The organism is Cupriavidus sp. Met-2 (assembly GCF_049843575.1).
GTDB classification, from domain to species: Bacteria; Pseudomonadota; Gammaproteobacteria; order Burkholderiales; family Burkholderiaceae; genus Cupriavidus; species Cupriavidus metallidurans.
Genome location: NZ_JBBHZL010000008.1, coordinates 249648 through 269660, shown reverse-complemented (window position 1 = coordinate 269660; position 20013 = coordinate 249648). Strand labels below are relative to the sequence as shown.

General features: G+C 65.2%; 15 protein-coding genes. 10 read left to right on the top strand and 5 right to left on the bottom strand.

All coding sequences use genetic code 11. From position 1 onward, the window contains the following. Positions 1-153 precede the first annotated feature (153 nt). From WD006_RS18710 to WD006_RS18680, 7 genes are all read left to right on the top strand, one after another. Complete coding sequence (locus tag WD006_RS18710; protein WP_029306824.1) at positions 154-735, top strand: hypothetical protein; 582 nt, start codon at positions 154-156, stop codon at positions 733-735. A gap of 8 nt (positions 736-743) precedes the next feature. Further along, positions 744-2339: a GMC family oxidoreductase gene (locus tag WD006_RS18705; protein ID WP_011518011.1), complete on the top strand. Its 1596-nt coding sequence runs from the start codon at positions 744-746 to the stop codon at positions 2337-2339. A 202-nt stretch (positions 2340-2541) separates the two neighbouring features. Then, a complete protein-coding gene (locus tag WD006_RS18700; RefSeq protein WP_011518010.1) occupies positions 2542-3483 on the top strand; it encodes a TetR/AcrR family transcriptional regulator in 942 nt (313 codons plus the stop codon). A gap of 207 nt (positions 3484-3690) precedes the next feature. Continuing rightward, positions 3691-4590: a DUF1571 domain-containing protein gene (locus tag WD006_RS18695; protein WP_011518009.1), complete on the top strand. Its 900-nt coding sequence runs from the start codon at positions 3691-3693 to the stop codon at positions 4588-4590. Between the two features lie 228 nt (positions 4591-4818). Then, on the top strand, positions 4819-6186 hold the full coding sequence (locus WD006_RS18690) for a DUF2957 domain-containing protein (RefSeq protein ID WP_029306825.1): 1368 nt from the start codon (positions 4819-4821) through the stop codon (positions 6184-6186). A 52-nt stretch (positions 6187-6238) separates the two neighbouring features. Continuing rightward, entirely contained in the window at positions 6239-7525 is a 1287-nt protein-coding gene (locus WD006_RS18685) for a DUF2957 domain-containing protein (protein ID WP_011518007.1), read from the top strand. A gap of 17 nt (positions 7526-7542) precedes the next feature. Then, positions 7543-8403 (top strand): OmpW/AlkL family protein, encoded by an 861-nt coding sequence (locus WD006_RS18680; RefSeq protein ID WP_011518006.1) that lies wholly within the window; start codon positions 7543-7545, stop codon positions 8401-8403. A 74-nt stretch (positions 8404-8477) separates the two neighbouring features. Here the strand turns inward: WD006_RS18680 and WD006_RS18675 are convergent, their stop codons facing one another. The 3 genes from WD006_RS18675 to WD006_RS18665 are packed head-to-tail and all read right to left on the bottom strand — an operon-like array spanning position 8478 to position 14382. Next, positions 8478-9953 carry an efflux transporter outer membrane subunit gene (locus WD006_RS18675; protein ID WP_011518005.1) on the bottom strand — a complete coding sequence of 492 codons (1476 nt, stop codon included), beginning with the start codon at positions 9951-9953 and terminating at the stop codon, positions 8478-8480. A gap of 2 nt (positions 9954-9955) precedes the next feature. Continuing rightward, positions 9956-13108 carry an efflux RND transporter permease subunit gene (locus WD006_RS18670; protein WP_011518004.1) on the bottom strand — a complete coding sequence of 1051 codons (3153 nt, stop codon included), beginning with the start codon at positions 13106-13108 and terminating at the stop codon, positions 9956-9958. Between the two features lie 26 nt (positions 13109-13134). Continuing rightward, positions 13135-14382, bottom strand: coding sequence for an efflux RND transporter periplasmic adaptor subunit (locus WD006_RS18665; protein WP_011518003.1), 1248 nt, complete (start codon positions 14380-14382; stop codon positions 13135-13137). A 491-nt stretch (positions 14383-14873) separates the two neighbouring features. Between WD006_RS18665 and WD006_RS18660 the strand changes: the two genes are divergently transcribed. After that, entirely contained in the window at positions 14874-15602 is a 729-nt protein-coding gene (locus WD006_RS18660; RefSeq protein ID WP_011518001.1) for a TetR family transcriptional regulator, read from the top strand. A 67-nt stretch (positions 15603-15669) separates the two neighbouring features. On the opposite strand, the gene WD006_RS18655 is transcribed toward WD006_RS18660, so the two are convergent. Continuing rightward, positions 15670-16770 (bottom strand): ABC transporter substrate-binding protein, encoded by a 1101-nt coding sequence (locus WD006_RS18655; protein ID WP_224445474.1) that lies wholly within the window; start codon positions 16768-16770, stop codon positions 15670-15672. 212 nt (positions 16771-16982) lie between these two features. Here WD006_RS18655 and WD006_RS18650 point away from each other — a divergent pair, with 212 nt between their 5' ends. Both WD006_RS18650 and WD006_RS18645 read left to right on the top strand, forming a co-directional pair. Then, positions 16983-17657: a response regulator gene (locus WD006_RS18650; RefSeq protein ID WP_011517999.1), complete on the top strand. Its 675-nt coding sequence runs from the start codon at positions 16983-16985 to the stop codon at positions 17655-17657. Continuing rightward, positions 17657-19144: a sensor histidine kinase gene (locus WD006_RS18645; RefSeq protein ID WP_011517998.1), complete on the top strand. Its 1488-nt coding sequence runs from the start codon at positions 17657-17659 to the stop codon at positions 19142-19144. The genes WD006_RS18650 and WD006_RS18645 overlap by 1 nt, the downstream gene beginning before the upstream one ends. A gap of 24 nt (positions 19145-19168) precedes the next feature. On the opposite strand, the gene WD006_RS18640 is transcribed toward WD006_RS18645, so the two are convergent. Continuing rightward, a complete protein-coding gene (locus WD006_RS18640; protein ID WP_011517997.1) occupies positions 19169-20005 on the bottom strand; it encodes a ChaN family lipoprotein in 837 nt (278 codons plus the stop codon). Positions 20006-20013: the final 8 nt, after the last annotated feature.

Genomic DNA, 20013 nt, shown 5'->3' with positions numbered 1-20013 from the left:
CCGCATCGGCGGCGGCAGTCAGTCGCGCGTTTGAAACCTGTCGGGGGGGTGAAAAAAAATCCTGCGCTTCGGCAGAATCGCAACGCAACTCGGCCAGTGCGGCTCGCCTGGCCTGGCAACGACATCGAAAACACGAACGAAGACGGAGACACGATGCCCGTACCTGCCCCACCCACTGTGGAGAAATCATCACGCCGCCAGTTCCTGAAGGTCGGCGTCGGGTTCTCCGCCGCGATCGCCTGCTCGGCGCTTCTTCCCTCGCTAACGGGCTGCTCGCCCGCCAGCACCCCACCGCAGGCCGGCATGGCATTCCTGCGGCCGGCCGATGTCGCGCTGTTCCGGGCGCTGCTGCCGGCGGTAGTCAGCGAGTTGGAATCAGTCGACTCGGCCCAGCGCGAGAAGCGCATCGCCGCCGCCGTGCAGAACATCGACGGGTCGATCGCGGCAATGGGTCTGAACGGCCGCGCGGAACTGCGCAAGCTGCTCGATCTGCTGGCCAGCACGCCGCTGCGCTGGGCCCTGGCCGGCCTGCGTGCGCCGTGGGACCAGGCCACGCCCGAACAGGTGCGCGGATTTTTGACGCGCTGGCGCACCAGCCGCTTCGAAACGTTCAACGCGGGCGGCGTGGTGCTGGTGAAGCTGACCAGCGTCGGCTACTTCGTGCTGCCCGATGCGTGGGCCGCCGCCGGCTACCCCGGTCCCAATCCCGCGGTCTATCGCGCCATCCATAGCTGACACCCACCATGGCCATCAACGATATCTACAGCGCCGGCATCGCGTCCGGCTGGAAGGTGCTCGACGCCGCCACGTTCACCGCGCCGCGCACGTTTGAAGCGGACGTCGCCATCGTCGGCAGCGGCGCGGGCGGTGGCATTGCCGCCGAAATGCTCACCGAGGCGGGATTCAAGGTACTGCTGATCGAGGAAGGGGCACTGCGCACTTCGGACAGCTTCAAGGACATGGATGAAGCGCGCGCGTATCGCGAGCTCTACCAGGAGGCCGCCGCGCGTGCGACGTCCGATGGCGCCATCTCGATCCTGCAGGGGCGCTCCGTGGGCGGCAGCACCACCGTGAACTGGACGTCCAGCTTCCGCACGCCCCCGAAAACGCTGGCCCATTGGGCCACGGAGCACGCTGTAACCGGGCATTCCGAAGCCGAGATGGCGCCGTGGTTCGAGAAGATCGAAGCCCGCCTGAATATGGCGCCGTGGGCGATGGACCCGAATCCGAACAACACCGTGCTCAAGCGCGGTTGCGAAAAGCTCGGCTGGGAATGGCACGTGATTCCGCGCAACGTGAAAGGCTGCTGGAACTCCGGGTACTGCGGCCTGGGCTGCCCGGTCAACGCCAAGCAATCGATGCTGGTGTCGACGATTCCCAACGCGCTCGCGCACGGGGCCACGCTCGTGCATCGGCTGCGGGTACGCACGATCGACCATGACGGCAAGACCGTGCGCGGCCTCACCGGCGACGCGCTTGGCATCGATGGCTACACGGCCACCGGCGTCACGGTCACCGTTCGCGCAAAGCATGTGATCGCGGCGGGTGGCGCCATCAATACACCCGCGTTGCTGCTGCGTTCGCGCGTGCCGGACCCGCATGGGCGGATCGGCCTGCGCACGTTCATCCATCCGGTGAACCTGACTATTGCCGAAATGCCGGAAAAGATCGATCCGTACTATGGCGCGCCGCAGTCGATCGCGTCCGATTATTTCCAATGGCGCGATGGCGCAACCGGGCCGATGGGCTACAAGCTCGAAGTGCCGCCGATGTTCCCGGGCATCAGCTCGGGCGTTTTCAATGCGCTGGGCGATGACCTGCGGCGTCAGATGGCCGCGTTGCCGCATACCAACGCGATGCTGGCGCTGCTGCGCGACGGCTTCGTGCCGGAGAGCCCCGGCGGGCGCGTGCGCATTGCCGACGACGGTAGTCCCGTGCTGGACTACGACGTGAGCGACTATGTCTGGGACGGCGTGCGCCGCGCCTACCTGAGCATGGCCGAAGCCCAGTTTGCTGCAGGTGCGAAGCGGGTACGACCCGCTCATCTCGACGGTCAGGACTACACGAGCTGGACCCAGGCACGCGAAGCCATCGGCCAACTGCCCCTGAAGAAATTCCGCGCGTTGCTTTTCACCGCGCACCTGATGGGTGGCTGCGGCATGAGCGACGATCCCAAGCGGGGCGTGGTGAACAGCACGGGTCGCCACCATCAGCTCGAGAATCTCTCCGTGTTTGACGGCTCGGTGTTTCCAACCAGTATTGGTGCGAACCCTCAGTTGTCAGTATTCGCACTCACGGCGCAGAATGTCTCAGCCCTATCCCGGAGCATCAAGCCATGATCCAAATAAAGCCCGTCGCAGTCGGGCCTGCAATTTAGAGGATCTATTCGAATATAAGTCTTGTGAAACGGTCGTGGCGCTGGATAGGCTCCCACAACCGTTTCAAGCATCCGTATGCCGTTAGAGCACGGAGCAACAGCGGTCGTGGATTTTTATTTTTATTGCAGGGGTCCACTGCGGTTTCATAGCGAGAGACGCCCCCATGAAGACCGGGAAAACCACGGCAGGAGACACCAAGGCTCGCATTCTTGACGCGACCGAGAAGCTGTTCATCGAGGTAGGCTACGAAGCAACATCGCTCAGACAGGTTACGTCGCGGGCAATCGTCAACCTCGCTGCCGTCAACTATCACTTCCGCAGCAAAGAAATCATGATGCAGTCGGTGCTTGGCCGCCGGCTGGATCCCCTCAACACCCGTCGCCTCGCGTTGCTGGACGCCTGCGAGGCGCGCTGGCCGGGTGCCGAGATTCGCTGCGAACACGTGATGGGCGCGCTGTTCGTGCCCGCGCTCCAGATGGCGCGCGAGCCCGAGATCGGCGGCCCATCGTTCCTGCGCCTGCTAGGGCGCGTGTATTCGGATACATCCCCGTTCATCCAGTCCTGGCTGATGGGGCACTACGCACCCGTGTTCGGCCGCTTCTTCGAAGCGTTCGCCCACGCGCTGCCGGACGTGCCTCGTCAGGAGCTCGGCTGGCGCCTGCATTTCGCCCTCAAGGCGTTGGCAGGCGTGCTGGCCGGCGACGAACTCGGCAACCTGATGCCGACGTTCACGCAGGGCAAGCGGATGAGCGATGCGCAGGTGCTGGCGCAACTGACGTCGATGGTGGTGGCGGCCCTCAAGGCGCCTTCACCCGCGCCGCAGGAGCTCGGCGCGCTGCAGGATGTGTTCGAGATCGGCGAGACGCAGCACGCCGACGAGCAGGCTCACCTCGCGGCACTGGCCGCCACTGTGGAGGCCGAATCCCACGAGGCCGCGGCAGCCGCCGCAGCCGCGCTGGGACGTGCCAGACGCAGTGCGCGACAAGTGCGCAACGAGGGAGCGACGCGAGCGGCCACCGCCAGCATGGCGGTACGCCGCGAGCACTGCGCGACCTTCCCAAGCAACCCGCTCGACGACTGGATGCGAACCCGCCCCAGGTCCTAGCCGACAAGTGAAGCGGTGGTCCTCATCGGGGCCGCCGCGCACCGGCAGCGAGCGGCGACGACATCCGTCGCTATCGATACCGACAACGTGATTCGCCACGCAACTTGCGAGGCGTGACCCGTTGCGCGCCACGCATGGCGCGACTTCACCCGCCTGCCACGGCAGCCCGCGGGAGGGACACGTCTTGCCCGCAAAAGGAGACATGCGATGAAACAGCTATACGCGGCAGCCGCCCTCGGCGGCATCCTGGGGATTCTCGCGGCACCGCCCGGAGGCACCACGGCGTACGCGCAGGGCACGTCCGCACCGGCCACGCAGACCCCGCGTGTCGCCACGCCATACGACGGCCTGCCCACTTCGCAACAGGCCACGATGCTCTCGAAACAGGTAGCCAGCGGCGAGCTTGCCGCGCAATCCGACGCGCAGGTACTGGCCACGTTCGAAGCGCTGCAGCCCGAAGCCATTCTGACGTGGGCACGGGCGGAAATGAATCGCTACCCCGAGTACGAATACTCGATGACGCGCCAGGAACGACTCAACGGTCAATGGCAAGACAAGCCAGCGCGCATGATGATCCGCTACCGCCATATGCCACGCCAGCTCTACGCGAAGTGGTTGCCAAACGGCGTGCAGGCCGGCCAGGAAATCATCTATGACGAGACCCGTCGCAAGGACGAGATGTACGGGCACCTCGGCGGCATCATGGGCTTCACGTCGATCTGGACCGCAATCGACGGCACATTGGCCAAATCCCAGTCGAATCACACCGTGCGCGACCTTGGCTTCCAGTTCGTGCTGTCGATGCTCGAGCGCGATGCGAAGACGCTGCGCGCGGCGGGGCTGCCAGAGAAGTACAGCCGAGTCGAAATCGTGCAGGAGCAAGGCGTGCGCATGGTGGCGCTGACATGGGAGCTACCAGAAGGCGCGCCGAAGTACTACGCGAAGAAGGTGCAACTGATGTTCGATCTCAAGCACCCCTGGCCACGCGCGGAAACCGCGTGGGACGCGGACGGCAACATGGTCGAGAAGATCGTCTTTGAGAAGGCCCAGAAAAAGACCTTCGACGCATCGACCTTCGATCCCTCGAACAGCGAATACAAGTTCTGAAGATGCCGAACGTGGGCCATCCCGTCCGTTTGAATTCGCGTGCCATGCATGACAAACGCGGTTTGAACAATGACGGGAGAGGCTTGCGTGACAACGGCAGGCCGCGCGGCCGCGGTGTTTGGAACGAGCGCTCTATTGCGCTCGACCGCTTGAAACGCGAGATTCCGACGCACCGTGAGCTATCCCGGCAATCGCCGGAGCGCCGGTCATAACGACAAGGAGACAACCATGCAGATGTCGCATGCTCGACACGCACTTTTTGCTGTTGCAGGGGTAAGCCTGACCATGACGCTCGCTGCGTGCGGCGGCGGTGGAGATGGCGATTCCTCCAGCAGCGCAACGCCAGCCGCCGCTGCGCAGCAATGCGCCACCGTCGGCAACTGCCCCACCTCGGGGGCTACCGAGAACCAGCCCGTGGCCTCGCTGTGCCCAAGCACACTCGATTACGGCACCACGTACACCGGCGGTTCCGGCGCGGGCGAGTTCCTGAAAATGCAGTTCGACTCGACCAGGGGCACGTACCAGATCACGATCATCGAATCGGCCGTTCCCAAGGCACCGGGATCGGTATCGCCGACACGCGCGGGCGTCACGCTGACTGGCACGATGACGCATCCGACCCGGCCGCTGCCGACTGCAGCGCAAAACAACTGCGCGTATGAACTGAAAACCGTCACCGCATCCGACGGCGCATCGCAGGCCATCATCGACCCCGCCAATCCGCCGATCATTTTCATCGGCAACGGCGTGGCGGGTGGCGGCATTCCTGGCGCAACGATCCAGTATGGCGGCCTGCTGGGGCTCGGCAAGATCCCACAGCGCACGTTCCCGATGTACCCGGTGCTGGCATTCGCGCAGACTGAGACCGACTTCAGCAAGATCGCGGGCACGTACAACCTGCTCGGCTATCACCTTGTGCCGTCCGGCGGCAAGTTGACTGGCGCCACGAACTACGCGCCCGCTACCGCCAACACCGTGGAAACACTCAACGCCGATGGATCATGCGCGTCGGCCAGCGGCGGGTCCTGTCTATCGACGGGCCAACCCTGGCATTTGCGTGGCGGTAACGATGGCGCGTTCGGCAGCGACAACGATGGCGGGGCGGGCAGCAAGCCGTATCCACACTTCTATGCCAACGCGCTCGCGCCCGCGAACGCGTGCGCACGCGGCGTGCTGGTGGTCGGCAAGCTCGAGGGCAAACAGGTGCCGCTGCTGGTCCGCGTGGGCTCCGCCTACATCAACGGACTGGACATCAGAGTCGACGACGAATCCGGCCTTGCCCTGATGACGCCAACCACCACGGTCACCCAGGCCAGCATGCAGGGCAGCTACATCGGCTCGGGCAGCGACTTCAAGTACCTGTCCTCGGCGGTCCAGAACAACCTCGTTGCGTTGATCGACCCGCAGGACCCCTCGCTCAAACCGGTCAGCGGATTTCAGATGGACTTCACGCAAGCCACGCGGCCCGGCGTGGTGACCACTGTCGACAACAGCGGCATCACGGGATCGGTCATCACCACTGGCCCCGTGTATGCCCACCTGTTCGGCCCCGCAGCAGATCCAACGTTCCGTGTCAGCGCGCTGGCCAGCCGCTGACGCAAGACATCCACTGCCTCACACATAGAAGAACCCCATAGGAGACATCATCATGCCGCTGCCGCAATCGCATCAACCACGTTCCGCAGCTTCGCTGCGGCCCTGGGCGCCACGCTTGGCGCTGGCACTGGTTACCACCGCGGCACTCGCCGGATGCGGCGGTGGTGGCGATGGCGACAGCGCGCAAACCGCAGTGCCCGCTGCCGTGCCTGCCCGACTCTGTCCTGCATCGGTCGACTATTCGACGCCTTATGTCGGCGGCACCGGATCGGGCGAACTGGTGAGTGTGCAGATCGACACCACGAAGATGACGTGGGCTGTCACGTTCCTGGACTCATCGGTCCCACGCACCACGGGCACGGTGCAGCCAACGCGCTCCGACCCCACCAACGGGCAAAACGTGGTGACCGGCAAGCTGGCGCAGGAAACCGGCCTGCCCACCGACAAGCTGAATCAATGCGCATTCCAGTTGATCGGCGCGAGTCTCGATGCATCGCGGCCGGCACGGCTGTTCCTGGGCGAAGGCGTGATGGGCGGCACGATCCCTGGCGCGCGTATCCAGTTCAACGGCATTGCCGGTGCTGGCGCCGTGCCCGACACGACGTTCCCGTACTTCCAGTTCATCGGCTTCGCGCAGACCGAGACGGACCTGAGCAAGATCGCGGGCGTCTACAACGGGTCTGGCTTCCATGAGATTCCATCGAAGAACTTCGCGCAGGTCGCGCAGGACTACAAGATGTCCCTGGCCGCCGATGGTTCATTCACGGTCTGCGACAACAAGACCGGCGGCACCTGCAAGCAGAAGGGCAACAAGTTCGTGCCGCAAGGCAACGGCTCGCTGCTTTCCACCAACTACGAAGGCGAGCAGCAACCAAGCCTCGGCGGCGTGCTGGGCCGCGCGTACCTGATCGTGGGCAAGCTGCGCGGACAACTCGTGCCGATCATGATTCGCGTCGGCTATGCCAACGCGTCGTTCACGAACCTGCAACCGGTGGGCGCCGATGACGAGATCGGCATCGGCATGATGGCGCCGGCGGTGTCGATCACACAAGGTAGTGTCAATGGCGAGTACGTCGGCGTGGACAGCAACTTCGACTACCGCACCACGGCGCTGGTGGGTGCCGATGCCGCGCAACTGGACCCGTTCCGCGCGGCCGACGCCACGCTGGCCACGGCGCTGAAGCTCGACTACTCGCAGACCACCGCTGGCGTGGTGACCACCACGCGCAAGGACAACGCCACGATCACGGGCAAGTTCATGTTCACAGGCGGCGTGTTCGGCTTCCTCGAAAACCGCACCACCGGCCCGTACTTCACGGTCGGCGCCTTCGTGCAATAACGACCCAGGGAGCCAACATGCATAACAAACGCCTCTCGCTGGCCCGTCGGCTTTCGATCGCTGCAGCCTTTCTCGCCTGCAGCACCTTCATGGCCACCACCGCGCACGCGCAAAAGGCCGGGGACAACGTCGTATCCGCGGGCTGGTTCCACATCGAGACCTTCGGCACCAGCGGCCCGTTGACCACAACCCTGCTCGATGTGCCAATCAACTATCCGCTTGGACTGCCGAGGTCGTTCTCGGCGCCAGGCAGTGGCCTGTCGACGTCGAATGCCGACACGCTCGGCTTGACGTTCAGCCACTTCGTCACCGACAACATCGCGATCACAGCCGTGGGCGGCATTCCGCCCGAGTTCAAGATCTACGGACACGGCTATCTGATTCCGCCGGGCCCGGCCGGCGCGCTGGGTCACCAGAGCCTCGGCGACCCGTCGCTGAATCCGATCATCACGCGCGCGCGTCAGTGGAGCCCGGCGGCTATGGTGCAGTATCACTTCCGTGCTCCCGATGTGACGTTCCGCCCGTTTGTCGGTGTTGGTGTCTCATACAACTTCTTCACCAATATCGACGTCAATCCGGCGTTCGCCGCATCGGTGAACAATAACCTCGGCGCGATCCTGGCTGCGGGTGCGGGTATTCCGGGTCCGACGTCGGTCCACGCCGATGCGTCGTCGTCGTGGGCGCCGGTCTTCAATGTCGGCGGCACCTACAACTTCACCGAGCATTGGGGTGTCACCGGGGCGGTCACGTACATCCCGCTCAAGAGCGAATCGACGATGACGATCAAGGCGTCGGACGGCACCGTGCTGTCGACCTCCAAGACGACACTGCGGCCAAACCCGCTGGTGTTCTTCCTCGCGGCGACCTACAAGTTCTGACCGACGTCAGCCACAACGCAAAAAGGGCGAAGCCTTGAAAGCTTCGCCCTTTTTTGCTGAACCGAAACGATGACTTACTGCGTCGTCGTTGTCTGCGGTGCCGGCTGCTGCGCCACCGGTCCTTTCTCCACCAGCCCGCCACCCAGCGCGCGGTAGAGGTCGATCGAGTTCACCAACCGCAACTGCCGTGCCGCAACCAGATCCTGCTCGGCCGAGAACAGCTGGCGCTGTGCGTCGAGTTCGTCGAGGTAGCTCGCCACGCCGCTGCGGAAGCGCATCCGCGCCAGTTCGTAGCGCGCGGCTTCCGCGTCACGCTGCTGTTCCTGGCCTGCCACTTGGTCCTCGAGCGTGCCGCGTGCCACGAGGGCATCGGCCACTTCGCTGAACGCGGTCTGGATCGTCTTCTCGTAGTTGGCGATCTGGATGTTCTTGCGGACGTTGGACAGGTCCAGGTTCGACATGTTTCGGCCGTAGTCGAAGATCGGCAGCACGAGTTGCGGCGCGAACGACCACACGTGGGCGCCCGAGTCGAACAGGTTCGTGAACGACGTGCTGATGGTGCCGGCATTGGCCGTCATCGTGATGCGCGGGAAGAATGCGGCCCGCGCCGCGCCGATGTTGGCGTTGGCCGACAACAGCTGCTGCTCGGCCTGGCGGATGTCCGGACGCTGCGTCAGCAGCTCCGAGGGCAGGCCCTCAGGAATATCGCTGATGATGTGTTCGTCCGACAGACGCATCGGCGCAGGCAGGTTCGGGATCTCGGCGATCGGCTTGCCCACGAGCACTTCCAGCGCGTTCTGCGCCTGCGCGCGCTGACGCGCCAGCTGCGCCGCGGCCACGCGGGCCTGCGCCACCAGCGATTCGTTGTCGCGCAGGTCCAGCGCGGATGTCGCGCCGGCGCTGAAGCGCTTCTGCGCCAGTTCGTACGTGCTCTGGCGCGCCTTGTAGGTGTCGCGGGCCAGATCGTACTGCTCGGCAAAGGCGCGTTCGGCCAGATAGGCCTTGGCGACCTCCGAAACCAGCGAGATATACGCGGCGCGGTGCGCTTCCTCGGTGGCCAGGTACTGCGCCAGCGCGGCGTTCGAAAGGCTCCGCACGCGGCCGAAGAAGTCGAGCTCCCACTGCGTTACCGACAGGCCGACCTGGTACACGTTACCCGTGAACGACTGGTCGATACCCGACGAGGCGCCCGAGAAGCGGCCGCGCTGGAAGCCGGCATTCGCATTCACAGTCGGCAGCAGGTCGGCGCGCTGGATCTGGTACTGCGCGCGCGCCTCTTCGATGCGGAGCGCGGCGGTACGCAGGTCGCGGTTGTTCTCCAGCGCCGCCTCGATCAGCCCTTGCAGGCGCGGGTCGGTGAAGAACTCGCGCCAGCCGATCTCGGTGGCGCGGCGCGTTTCACCGCTCTTCACCTCGGCCGAGGCATAACCTTCCGGCGCTGCCGGGTAGCCGCCCGCCACAGGTGCGGCGGGGCGGTCATAGTGCGGCGCCATCGTGCAGCCGCTCAGCACCCCGGCCACCAGCAGCAGAGTGGTCAAAGTCTTTGTCATAGTCAGATTTCCTTCTGGCTTTCCAGGCGTGCCATTTCCCGCTCGTGCTGGGCCTTGCTGCCCTTGAAGCGGCTACGCACCACCACGAAGAATACCGGCACCAGGAAGATCGCCAGCAGCGTTGCCGTGATCATCCCGCCCATCACGCCGGTACCGATCGCGCGTTGGCTGCCCGAGCCCGCGCCAGTGGCAATCGCCAGCGGCAGCACGCCCAGAATAAATGCCATCGACGTCATCAGGATCGGGCGGAACCGCAGGTGCACCGCTTCGAGCGTCGCATCCACGAGGCTACGGCCCTGCGCCTGCAGGTCCTTGGCAAATTCCACGATCAGAATGGCGTTCTTGGCGGACAGACCGATCGTCGCGATCAGGCCCACCTTGAAGTACACGTCGTTCGGCATGCCACGCAGCGTCACGCCGAGCAGCGCGCCGATCACACCCAGCGGCACCACCAGCAGCACGGCTACCGGAATCGACCAGCTCTCATAGAGCGCGGCCAGACACAGGAACACGATCACCAGCGACAGCGTGTACAGGATCGGTTCCTGCGAGCCGGCCAGGCGCTCTTCATACGACTGACCCGACCACTCGAAACCGAAGCCCGGCGGCAGCTTGGCGAAGTTTTCCTCCATCACGCGCATGGCCTCGCCAGTGGACTTGCCCGGCGCGGCCTGGCCCGCGAGCTTCACGGCCGGCATGCCGTTGTAACGCTCCAGGCGCGGCGAACCCATGATCCACTTCGACGTCGCGAACGCGGCAAACGCCACCATGTCGCCATTGGCATTGCGCACGCGCAGCTTGGTCAGATCGTCCGGCAGGCGGCGATCCGCACCTTCGGCCTGCACGATCACACGGCGCACGCGACCCTCATAGATGAAGTCGTTCACGTACGAGGAGCCAAACGCGATCGACAGCGTCGAGTTGATATCGGCCACCGATACGCCCAGCGCGCGCGCCTTTTCGCGATCGATGTCGATGCGCAACTGCGGCGCGTCTTCCTGACCTTCCGGACGCACGCCTTGCAGCACCGGCGACTGCGCCGCCATGCCCAGCATCTGGTTACGCGCTTCCATCAGCTTCGCGTGGCCCTGACCGCTGCGGTCCTGCAGACGGAAGTCGAAGCCCGACGAGTTACCCAGTTCGGAGATGGCCGGCGGGTTCAGCGGGAAGATGATCGCGTCCTTGATAAACGACAGCGCGCCGAACGCACGGCCCACCAGCGCTTGCGCGGTCTGATCCGCGCCCGGACGCTCCTTCCAGTCCTTCAGACGCACGAACGCGATACCGCCGTTCTGGCCGCGGCCGAAGAACGAGAAGCCCGCCACCGTGATCATCTGGTCCACCACCTTCGATTCCTTCTGCAGGTAGTAGTCCTCGATCTGCTTGAGCACGCCGATCGTGCGCTCTTGCGTCGCGCCCGTGGGCAACTGCACCACGGTGATCATGTAGCCCTGGTCCTCATCGGGCAGGAACGACGACGGCAGGCGCTTGAACAGCACCACCACCCCGGCGATGATCACCAGGTAGATGATCACGTAACGGCCCGTGCGCTTGAGAATGCGCGCAATCATGCCCTGGTAGCTGCCAGATGCCGTGGTGAAAGTACGGTTGAACCAGCCGAAGAAACCCTTCTTCTCGTGGTGATGGCCTGCTTCCACCGGCTTGAGCATGGTGGCGCACAGTGCCGGGGTCAGCGTCAGGGCCAGCAGCGCCGAGAAGCCCATCGAAGCAATCAGAGACAGCGAGAACTGGCGATAGATGTTGCCGACAGAGCCCGAGAAGAACGCCATCGGGATGAACACCGCCGTCAGCACCAGCGTAATGCCGATGATGGCGCCCGTGATCTGTCCCATCGCCTTGCGCGTGGCTTCACGTGGCGAGAGTCCTTCCTCGCTCATGATCCGCTCGACGTTCTCGACCACCACGATGGCATCGTCGACCAGAATACCGATCGCCAGCACCATGCCGAACATTGTCAGCACGTTGATCGAGAAGCCGAACGCCAGCATCGCGCCGAACGTGCCAAGCAGCGCCACCGGCACCACCAGCGTCGGGATCAGCGTCGCGCGGAAGTTCTGCAGGAACAGGTACATCACCAGGAACACCAGCACCACGGCTTCCAGCAGCGTCTTGACCACTTCCTCGATCGAGATCTTCACGAAGGCCGAGGTGTCGTAAGGCACGCTGAACTCGTAGTCCGGCGGGAAGAAACGCGAAAGCTCTTCCATCTTGGCGCGCACCGCGGTGGCGGTGGCCAGCGCGTTGCCGGTCGGGGCCAGCTTGATGGCGATGGCCGAGGCCGGCTTGCCGTTGATGCGGGCGAGCGTCGAGTAGTCGGCGCCGCCCAGTTCCACGCGGCCGACGTCCTTGATGCGCACCGACGAACCGTCCGGATTCACGCGCAACAGGATGTTGGCGAATTCCTCGGGCGTGTTCAGGCGGCTTTCGGTACTCACCGTGGCGTTAAGCTCGGTGCCAGAAGGCGACGGGGTCCCGCCCAGTTCGCCCACGGCAACCTGGATGTTCTGCTCGGCCACTGCGGCCTTCACGTCGAGCGGCGTGAGGTTGTAGCCGGTCAGCTTGGCCGGATCCAGCCAGATCCGCATCGCGTATTCGGTACCGAACAGGTCGGCCGCACCCACGCCGGGCACGCGACGGATCGAGTCGACGACCTGCGCGGACACGAAGTTACCGAGCTCGATCGCATCCGAGTTACCGGATTTGGACGAGACCGTGATGAACATCATGTAGTTGTTGCCGGCCTTGTCGACCTTCACACCCTGTTGGCGCACTTCCGCGGGCAGACGCGCTTCCACGCGCTTCAGGCGGTTCTGCACTTCCACGGAGTTCAGGTCGGAACTCGAGCCCGGCGCGAACGAGATGTTGATCGTGGCCAGGCCGGACGACTCGCTCTGCGACTCGTAATAGAGCAGGTTCGGCGCGCCGTTGAGCTCCTGCTCGATCGGCGTCACCACCGTGTCTTCAATGGTCTTGGCCGATGCACCAGGGTAGGTCGTGCTGACCGTGATGATCGGGGGCGCGATATTGGGGTACTGCGCGATCGGCAATTGCAGGATCGCGAGTGCCCCGCCCAGCACGATGATCAGCGCGAGCACCCACGCGAACACCGGCCGGTCGATGAAAAACTTCGCCATGAAACTGGCTCCCTAAGTGTGCGTGGTCAGCCTTGCTTGGCCGGCTTCTGCTCGGCGGGCTTGGCTTCGTTGCTGGCTTCGGACTTGCCGCCTTCAGCACCCTGCGCACCTGCGCCCGATGCCGGCGCAGCCGCGGTCTGCGGATTCTGGAACGGCACGGCCTTGGCAGGCGCGCCCGGGCGAACCTTTTGCAGGCCCTCGACGATGACCTTTTCGCCACCCTTGAGGCCTTCGGTCACCACCCAGCGATCGCCGATCGCCTGCGGCGCCTTGACCGGCACCGCGGCTACCTTGCCGTCATCGCCCACCACCAGCACGCTCGCGCCCTGTGCGCTACGGATCAGCGCGCGCTGCGGCACGGTCAGCGCCTTTTCGTCCACACCCTGTTCGATCTTGACGCGCACGAAGGTGCCCGACAGCAGTTCACGCTTCGGGTTCGGGAACTCGGCACGCAGCGTGATCGAACCCGTGGTCGGGTCCACGGTCATGTCCGAGAACAGCAGCTTGCCGGTCATGCCGTATTCCTTGTCGCCGGCTTCCGGGTACAGGTGCACGCGCGCGCCACCGTTCACACCCTTGACCTGGCCGGCCTCAATGGCGCGACGCAGGCGCGCCACTTCCGACGCGGGTTGCGTGAAGGTCACCCAGATCGGCTCGACTTGTTCGACGGTGGTCAGCTTGGTGGCTTCGCCCTTGCCGACCAGCGCGCCTTCCGTGACCAGCGCACGGCCGACGCGGCCGGAGATCGGCGCGGTGACGGTGGTGTAGCCCAGATTGATCTGCGCGGTCGTCACGGCCGCCTTGGCGGCGGCGATATCGGCATTGGCCTGACCGGCGGCGGCAACCGCCTCGTCGTATTCCTGCTTGCTGACGGCGTTGGCAGCCACCAGCGGCTTGTAGCGCTCAGCCTTCTGGCGCGCGGACACGGCATTGGCCTCGGCACGCTCGAGCTGGGCCTTGGCCGAAGCCAGTTGCGCCTGATACGGGGCGGGATCGATGCGGAACAGCACCTGACCGGCCTTCACTTCACCGCCTTCGGTGTAGTTGCGCGACAGGACGATACCTTCCACGCGGGCACGCACCTCGGCGGTGCGAACACCCTCGAGACGACCCGGCAATTCATTGACGACGGCAACTGCGGACGGCGTGACGGTCACGACACCCACTTCCGGAGGCGGCATCGCGCCGCCCTGCGGGGCTTTCTGGCCGCAGGCGGACAACGCCAGTACCGCCACAGCGGCGGCAACACTACGGATTTGTTGGGACTTCCTCATCGATAACCCCATGATGGCAATTTGAGATCTGCCGCAATGCCCGCGACGCGAACAGTCGCAAAGGGCAACACACTCCGGGGGCGGGGTATGGCGGCCAAACAGGTTCTTGCTTGTTGCCAGCCGCCGCACGCAAGGCGGTGGATGGAAACGCTTTTCTTTCTACAGGCAGGATTTCCCGGCTTCGGCTCATGGCTGCGTCACTTTGCGCGCGCGCCATCACACAAATCAGGTTGGCTGAAACTCGGGCAGGGGCGTATTATAGATACATTCGCGCATGTATGTAAGTACCCGGATAAATTTTGGGGCGTTTACAACACATGTGATGGTTGCGTGTAGTGGAATGCTCCTGCAAATCGAGCACGATTGTTCCATTCACGGTACGATGCGCCCCGCCTAGTGCCGTTGCGCAATTTGGAGAGAGAAGCGCCTTGCCATCCACCGGCAGCGCCTATGGAGACCTGGCGACCACCGCCGTCCGGGTAAAGAGGGAAATGGTCAGACGTACCAAGGAAGAAGCGCTAGAGACGCGCAACCGCATTCTGGATGCGGCAGAGGCCGTGTTCCACGCCCGTGGCGTGGCACGTCCTTCGCTGGCGGACATTGCCGAGGCGGCAGGCGTCACGCGCGGCGCGATCTATTGGCATTTCAAGAACAAGAGCGACGTGTTCGCCGCGATGTGCGATCGCGTCAACTTGCCTGTCGAGGCGCTCTGCTCGCCCGAGCGCATTGCCTCGCAGGAAGACCCGCTCGGCAGCATCCGCGACATCTGCGCATTCGTGTTCCGCCAGACCGTCAACAATCCCCAATGGCGCCGCGTGTTCGAAATCATCTTCCACAAGTGCGAGATGGTCGAGGACAACGGCGCCATCTTCGTGCGCCAGCGCCAGTCGCACCAGGAAGGCACGGTGAAGATGCGCGAGCATCTGCGGCTAGCGATGGAGCGCGGCCAGTTGCCCGCCGACCTCGACCTGCCACTGGCCGTCAATGCCTTTCACGCCGCGATCGGTGGCGTGCTGGCGCACTGGCTGTTCTCCCCCGAGGATTTCGAACTGGCCCGCGAGGCCGAACGCCTGGCGGACGCATTCATCGACACATTGCGCCTCTCGCCGGCTCTGCGCGTGGGCTACGTGCCACGCCCCATGGCGCCGCTCGATGCGGAAATGGCGGCCCTGTGCGAACGGCAGCCCCAGCAGCCCCAGCAGGCCCTGGCGCCGACCTGATTCCGACCTGATTCCGACCTGATTCCCGAACGGATTGCTGAGCGGGCTATGAGTTGGCTATGCGCCGTCAACCGCGCATGGCTTCGCGCCAACGCGCGATGAACGCCTTCTTGCGCAGGGCATCCTGTGCGGCCAGCAGACCCGGCCCGACGCTGATCGGTCTGAGCGCGTAGCCCAGCCGTTCCGCCAGTGCGTTGGCAGTATGCGTGCTGTCGGTGTCGGTGCGAATCGTGTAGAGCTGGGACGCGGTCTGACTCAGCAGGACCTGCCCATCGCGCGACAGCAGGAAATCGAGCCACAGCCGCGCCGCGTGTGGCCTCGGCGCCTGCCGCGCGATGAACGCCACGCGCGACATCACCAGGGTGTAGTCGCGCGGCGCGATGACGGCAATCCCGGCCCCGCGCTCCATCAGGGACAGCGCATAGGAACCTAGCAGGTTATAGCCCAGCACCAGCTCGCCACTGGCGATGCGCTCGATCATGTCCGCCGTCGATGCAGACAACTGCACGCGCGCGCGGCCCAACGCCTGAGCCAGATACCAGAACTCGCTGCCCATGCGCGCATCCTGCTGGGCGAGCAGATAGCCAACGCCGGAACGCTCCACGTCGTACGTCACAATCTTGCCCCGCCATTGCGGCGCGCGGTCCTGCAGCAAGCGCGCCAGGCCGCTGCGGCTACTCGGAATATGGGTGCCCGCGAAGTGCTTCCGGTTGTAGACGATCACCGCAGGCTCGAACGTGGTGCCGAACGCCTCGTCGCGCCAGACCGCCCAGCCCGGCAGGCCATCGCGTTCCGGCGACTCGTAGCGCTGCGCGTAGCCGTCGTTGACGAGCTTGATCTGCAGGTCCATCGCCGTGCTCCAGAGCACATCGGCCACATCCGCGTCCCTTGCCGGCCGGTTCGTGCCGAGGCTCGCGCTCTCCGCCAGGAAGCGGTCGTTCAGCTCGATCGTGTTCAGGTCCTGATAGCGCACGCGAATACCCGGATAGCGGGCTTCGAATGCGTCGATCAGCGGCTGCGCGATCTCCAGATCGGTCGAACCATAGACCGTGACCGATCCCTCGCGCTGCGCGCGCGCGATCACCTCGATATAGTCGCTCGGATACCCCGCCGGCACCCGCGCCGTGGGCTGCGCCCGGGCCGGAAGCGACGGTACGCCCGCAGCCATGACGGCGCCCGCCATCAGCAAGTGACGGCGAGTTGCATGAACCGGAGGCGACTTGGTTTCTGGCACAGTAGACAGGCGTGTTGTACACGGGAAGGAGCGCCGCCATTATAGGGTGCGAGCGGCGCCCCCGACACCCGCCGCCGAGGCGGTATCATAGGCGCCCTCGGGGGCAGCCCCCGGAGACAGATCAAGAGCGGGCAGAGGAGGGTCCCATGCGCATCCTGCTGGTGGAAGATGAAGTGGAACTGGCCCGCTGGGTCACACGCGCACTTGAGCAGGGCGGCTTCGTGATCGAGCATGTCACCGACGGCCTGAAGGCCGAGGCCCGCCTCATGGCCGAGGAATACGATGCCGTCGTGCTGGACCTGCGCCTTCCCGGCAAGGACGGCCTGGCCGTGCTGAAGGCCATGCGCGGCCGCGACGACCGCACGCCCGTGCTGATCCTCACCGCACAGGACACCCTGGATGAACGCGTGCGCGGTCTCAATCTCGGGGCCGACGACTACCTGCCCAAACCATTCGCCATCGCGGAACTCGAGGCCCGTATCCTGGCGCTGATCCGGCGCAGCCGTGGCCGGGCGCATCCGCGCCTGCAATGCGGCACGCTGGTATTCGACGGCGAAGCGCGCAGCTTCACACTGGCTGGCGCGCCGCTGTCCCTGACCCCGCGCGAATCGACGCTGCTCGGCGCGCTGCTGGCCCGAAGCGGCCAACCGCTGACGAAAGCCCAATTGCTCGACAAGGTGTTCTCGCTCGACGCGGACGTGAGCCCGGACGCCATCGAGGTGCTGGTCTATCGCCTGCGCAAGAAGCTGTCCGGCCACGGCGTAACCATCGTCACGCTACGCGGCTTCGGCTACCTGCTCGAACCAGAGACCGCCACCTGATGTGGCCTCGCCGCCTGCGCCAGCGCGCGCGCCTGCCTGTGCGGTCCTGGTTGCGCGGCAGCCTGCGGCGCCAGTTGCTGATCCTGCTGGTGCCGGCGCTGGCGCTCATGATGGCGGTCGATACGTGGTTCACCTACGGCACCCTGCGCGATGCCGCCAACACGGCATACGACCGCTCGCTGTACGGCTCCGTGCTGACCATCGACAACGCCATCGGGATGGCCGGCGAAAGCATCCAGCTATCGCTGCCCGACGCAGCCATGGAGATGTTCGAGACCGCGGCGCAGACACACGTGTTCTACCGCGTGTCGATGGAGCGGGCGGGCCAGATCGAGACTGTCACCGGTTATGACGACCTGCCGCTGCCGGCGGGAGCGCTGCGGAACGGCCAACCGCGCTTCTACGACGCCACCTATCGCGGCGACCGGGTCCGCATCGCGGCGATGGCCCGCCCGGTCTATCGCCCCGACGCGCACATGCGCGTGATCATCCAGGTGGCGGAGACCGCCGAGCCGCGCGCGGCGCTGATCGGCAACGTCTGGCGCAGTGCACTGCTGCGCGACATCGCGCTGATCATCGTCTCGGCGCTGATCCTGGTCGGCGGCATTACCTACGTGCTCCGCCCGCTGCAACAGGTACGCGACGATGTGCGCGCGCGCTCGCCCGAGGATCTGACCCCGCTCGAATTCGACCATGTGCCGGTCGAGGTGCGCCCGCTGGTCGACGCGGTGAACCTGCACGTGTCGCGCTCCGACGCGATGGCCCAGGCCCAGGCCCAGTTCATCGCCGATGCCGCCCATCAGCTCCGCACGCCACTGGCCATCCTGAAGACACAGGCCGAGTTCGCGCAGCGGCAGCTCGACACGTTCGGCGGTGAAGGCGCGGCGCATTCAGGCGCCGCCGAAGCCGTTGGCGGCATCGTCAAGCAACTGGAGCAGGCCGCGCGGATGACCAACCAGTTGCTGGCACTGGCGCGCGTCAGACAGCACGCGCCGGACGGCACCGCCCCGGCCACGGAAGTGGAAATCATCGACGCAATCGGCGTGGCGGAGCAGGTGGCACTGGACTACCTGCCACTCGCTCGCGGACGCCAGCAGGATTTCGGCTGGGAACGACCGGCCGGACTGGAACTGCCAGTGCAGGCCGATCCCGCGCTGTTGCGCGAGGCATTCGCCAATCTTGTCCACAACGCCATCCAGTACTCGGGACGCCGCAGCCGCATCACGCTCTCCGCCACACAGGTCGACGACAGCGCCATGCTCGTCGTCGAGGATGACGGCCCCGGCATTCCCGAGGCCGAACGCGAGAAGGTGTTCGCGCGCTTCTATCGCCGGGTCGGCCACACGGAAACAGGGTCGGGCCTCGGACTTGCCATCTCGCGCGAGATGGCGATGCGCTGCGGCGGCACCGTGGTCTTGCGCGAAGGCGTCCAGGGACGCGGCGTGCGCGCGGAACTCAGCTTGCCACTGGTGATGCCGACGGCCTGATGGGCCGCGCACGCCGACTCATTGCTACTTCTTCATCACCGCATCGGTACATGGGTCGGGACGATCCACGGCAGGGACACGCACAAGCACATCGAATGCCTTGTCGTTGACCTCGGACTCCGCATAACCGACGCTGAGCACGCGCACGTCATCTCGATCGGCACGATCGAGCCAGCGGGGCACACCGATGTCGCGCCGCACGTGGCCGTTACCCGCGATCAGCACCACGCCCCGGTCGCCATGTGCCTTCATGATCTGCGCCATCACAGCATCGCGGGCAGCCTGCGCGTCGAGCATCCCTGGCAGCATCGCCTTCGGGAAATTACCGCAGTGCCCGGCATCGAGTGTCGCCGTCTGCAAGGCGACGAGGTCGGCAGGCAAGGGCTTGTCCAGTTTCAACTCGGCCTGCTGTTGGGGCGCGAAAACCTGCCCGAGCCCGCCGCGCACGATCTTCGCGGCATCGGCACGCGACAGGTTCGCGGCAAGCAACGGCAGGTCGTATTGCAATGCAAGTGATACCACCGGTTGGTAGAGCGCCCAGTTCCAGCCACTCTTTGGGCCCGTCGCCTGCGCGATGACATAGTCCGCATCGCCCGGACGCTCGCGACGCGCACGGTCGATATCGCCCTGCCGTTCGCGGTCGAATTGCTCCATCGCGATCGCGGGCCGCCAGCCCGCCTCGACGGCCTGCGTCAGCGCCTGCAGCCGCTGCCGTTGGCCCGCCGCGTTGTCGTGCACCTCTCCGAGCAATACGTAGGTCTGGTTCGGGAAGCGCTGGCTCAAGGCATCTGCCGAAGGTCCTGTCGACGCGCATCCGGCGGTCAGGGCTGCCATTGCGATACAGGCTACGAATCGGTTCATCGCTGTGG

Bases quoted from the DNA above. Each gene is read 5' to 3' on its own strand.
- WD006_RS18710 (WP_029306824.1), top strand. From the start codon at position 154: ATGCCCGTACCTGCCCCACCCACTGTGGAGAAATCATCACGCCGCCAG.
- WD006_RS18705 (WP_011518011.1), top strand. From the start codon at position 744: ATGGCCATCAACGATATCTACAGCGCCGGCATCGCGTCCGGCTGGAAG.
- WD006_RS18700 (WP_011518010.1), top strand. From the start codon at position 2,542: ATGAAGACCGGGAAAACCACGGCAGGAGACACCAAGGCTCGCATTCTT.
- WD006_RS18695 (WP_011518009.1), top strand. From the start codon at position 3,691: ATGAAACAGCTATACGCGGCAGCCGCCCTCGGCGGCATCCTGGGGATT.
- WD006_RS18690 (WP_029306825.1), top strand. From the start codon at position 4,819: ATGCAGATGTCGCATGCTCGACACGCACTTTTTGCTGTTGCAGGGGTA.
- WD006_RS18685 (WP_011518007.1), top strand. From the start codon at position 6,239: ATGCCGCTGCCGCAATCGCATCAACCACGTTCCGCAGCTTCGCTGCGG.
- WD006_RS18680 (WP_011518006.1), top strand. From the start codon at position 7,543: ATGCATAACAAACGCCTCTCGCTGGCCCGTCGGCTTTCGATCGCTGCA.
- WD006_RS18675 (WP_011518005.1), bottom strand. From the start codon at position 9,953: ATGACAAAGACTTTGACCACTCTGCTGCTGGTGGCCGGGGTGCTGAGC.
- WD006_RS18670 (WP_011518004.1), bottom strand. From the start codon at position 13,108: ATGGCGAAGTTTTTCATCGACCGGCCGGTGTTCGCGTGGGTGCTCGCG.
- WD006_RS18665 (WP_011518003.1), bottom strand. From the start codon at position 14,382: ATGAGGAAGTCCCAACAAATCCGTAGTGTTGCCGCCGCTGTGGCGGTA.
- WD006_RS18660 (WP_011518001.1), top strand. From the start codon at position 14,874: ATGGTCAGACGTACCAAGGAAGAAGCGCTAGAGACGCGCAACCGCATT.
- WD006_RS18655 (WP_224445474.1), bottom strand. From the start codon at position 16,770: ATGGCTGCGGGCGTACCGTCGCTTCCGGCCCGGGCGCAGCCCACGGCG.
- WD006_RS18650 (WP_011517999.1), top strand. From the start codon at position 16,983: ATGCGCATCCTGCTGGTGGAAGATGAAGTGGAACTGGCCCGCTGGGTC.
- WD006_RS18645 (WP_011517998.1), top strand. From the start codon at position 17,657: ATGTGGCCTCGCCGCCTGCGCCAGCGCGCGCGCCTGCCTGTGCGGTCC.
- WD006_RS18640 (WP_011517997.1), bottom strand. From the start codon at position 20,005: ATGAACCGATTCGTAGCCTGTATCGCAATGGCAGCCCTGACCGCCGGA.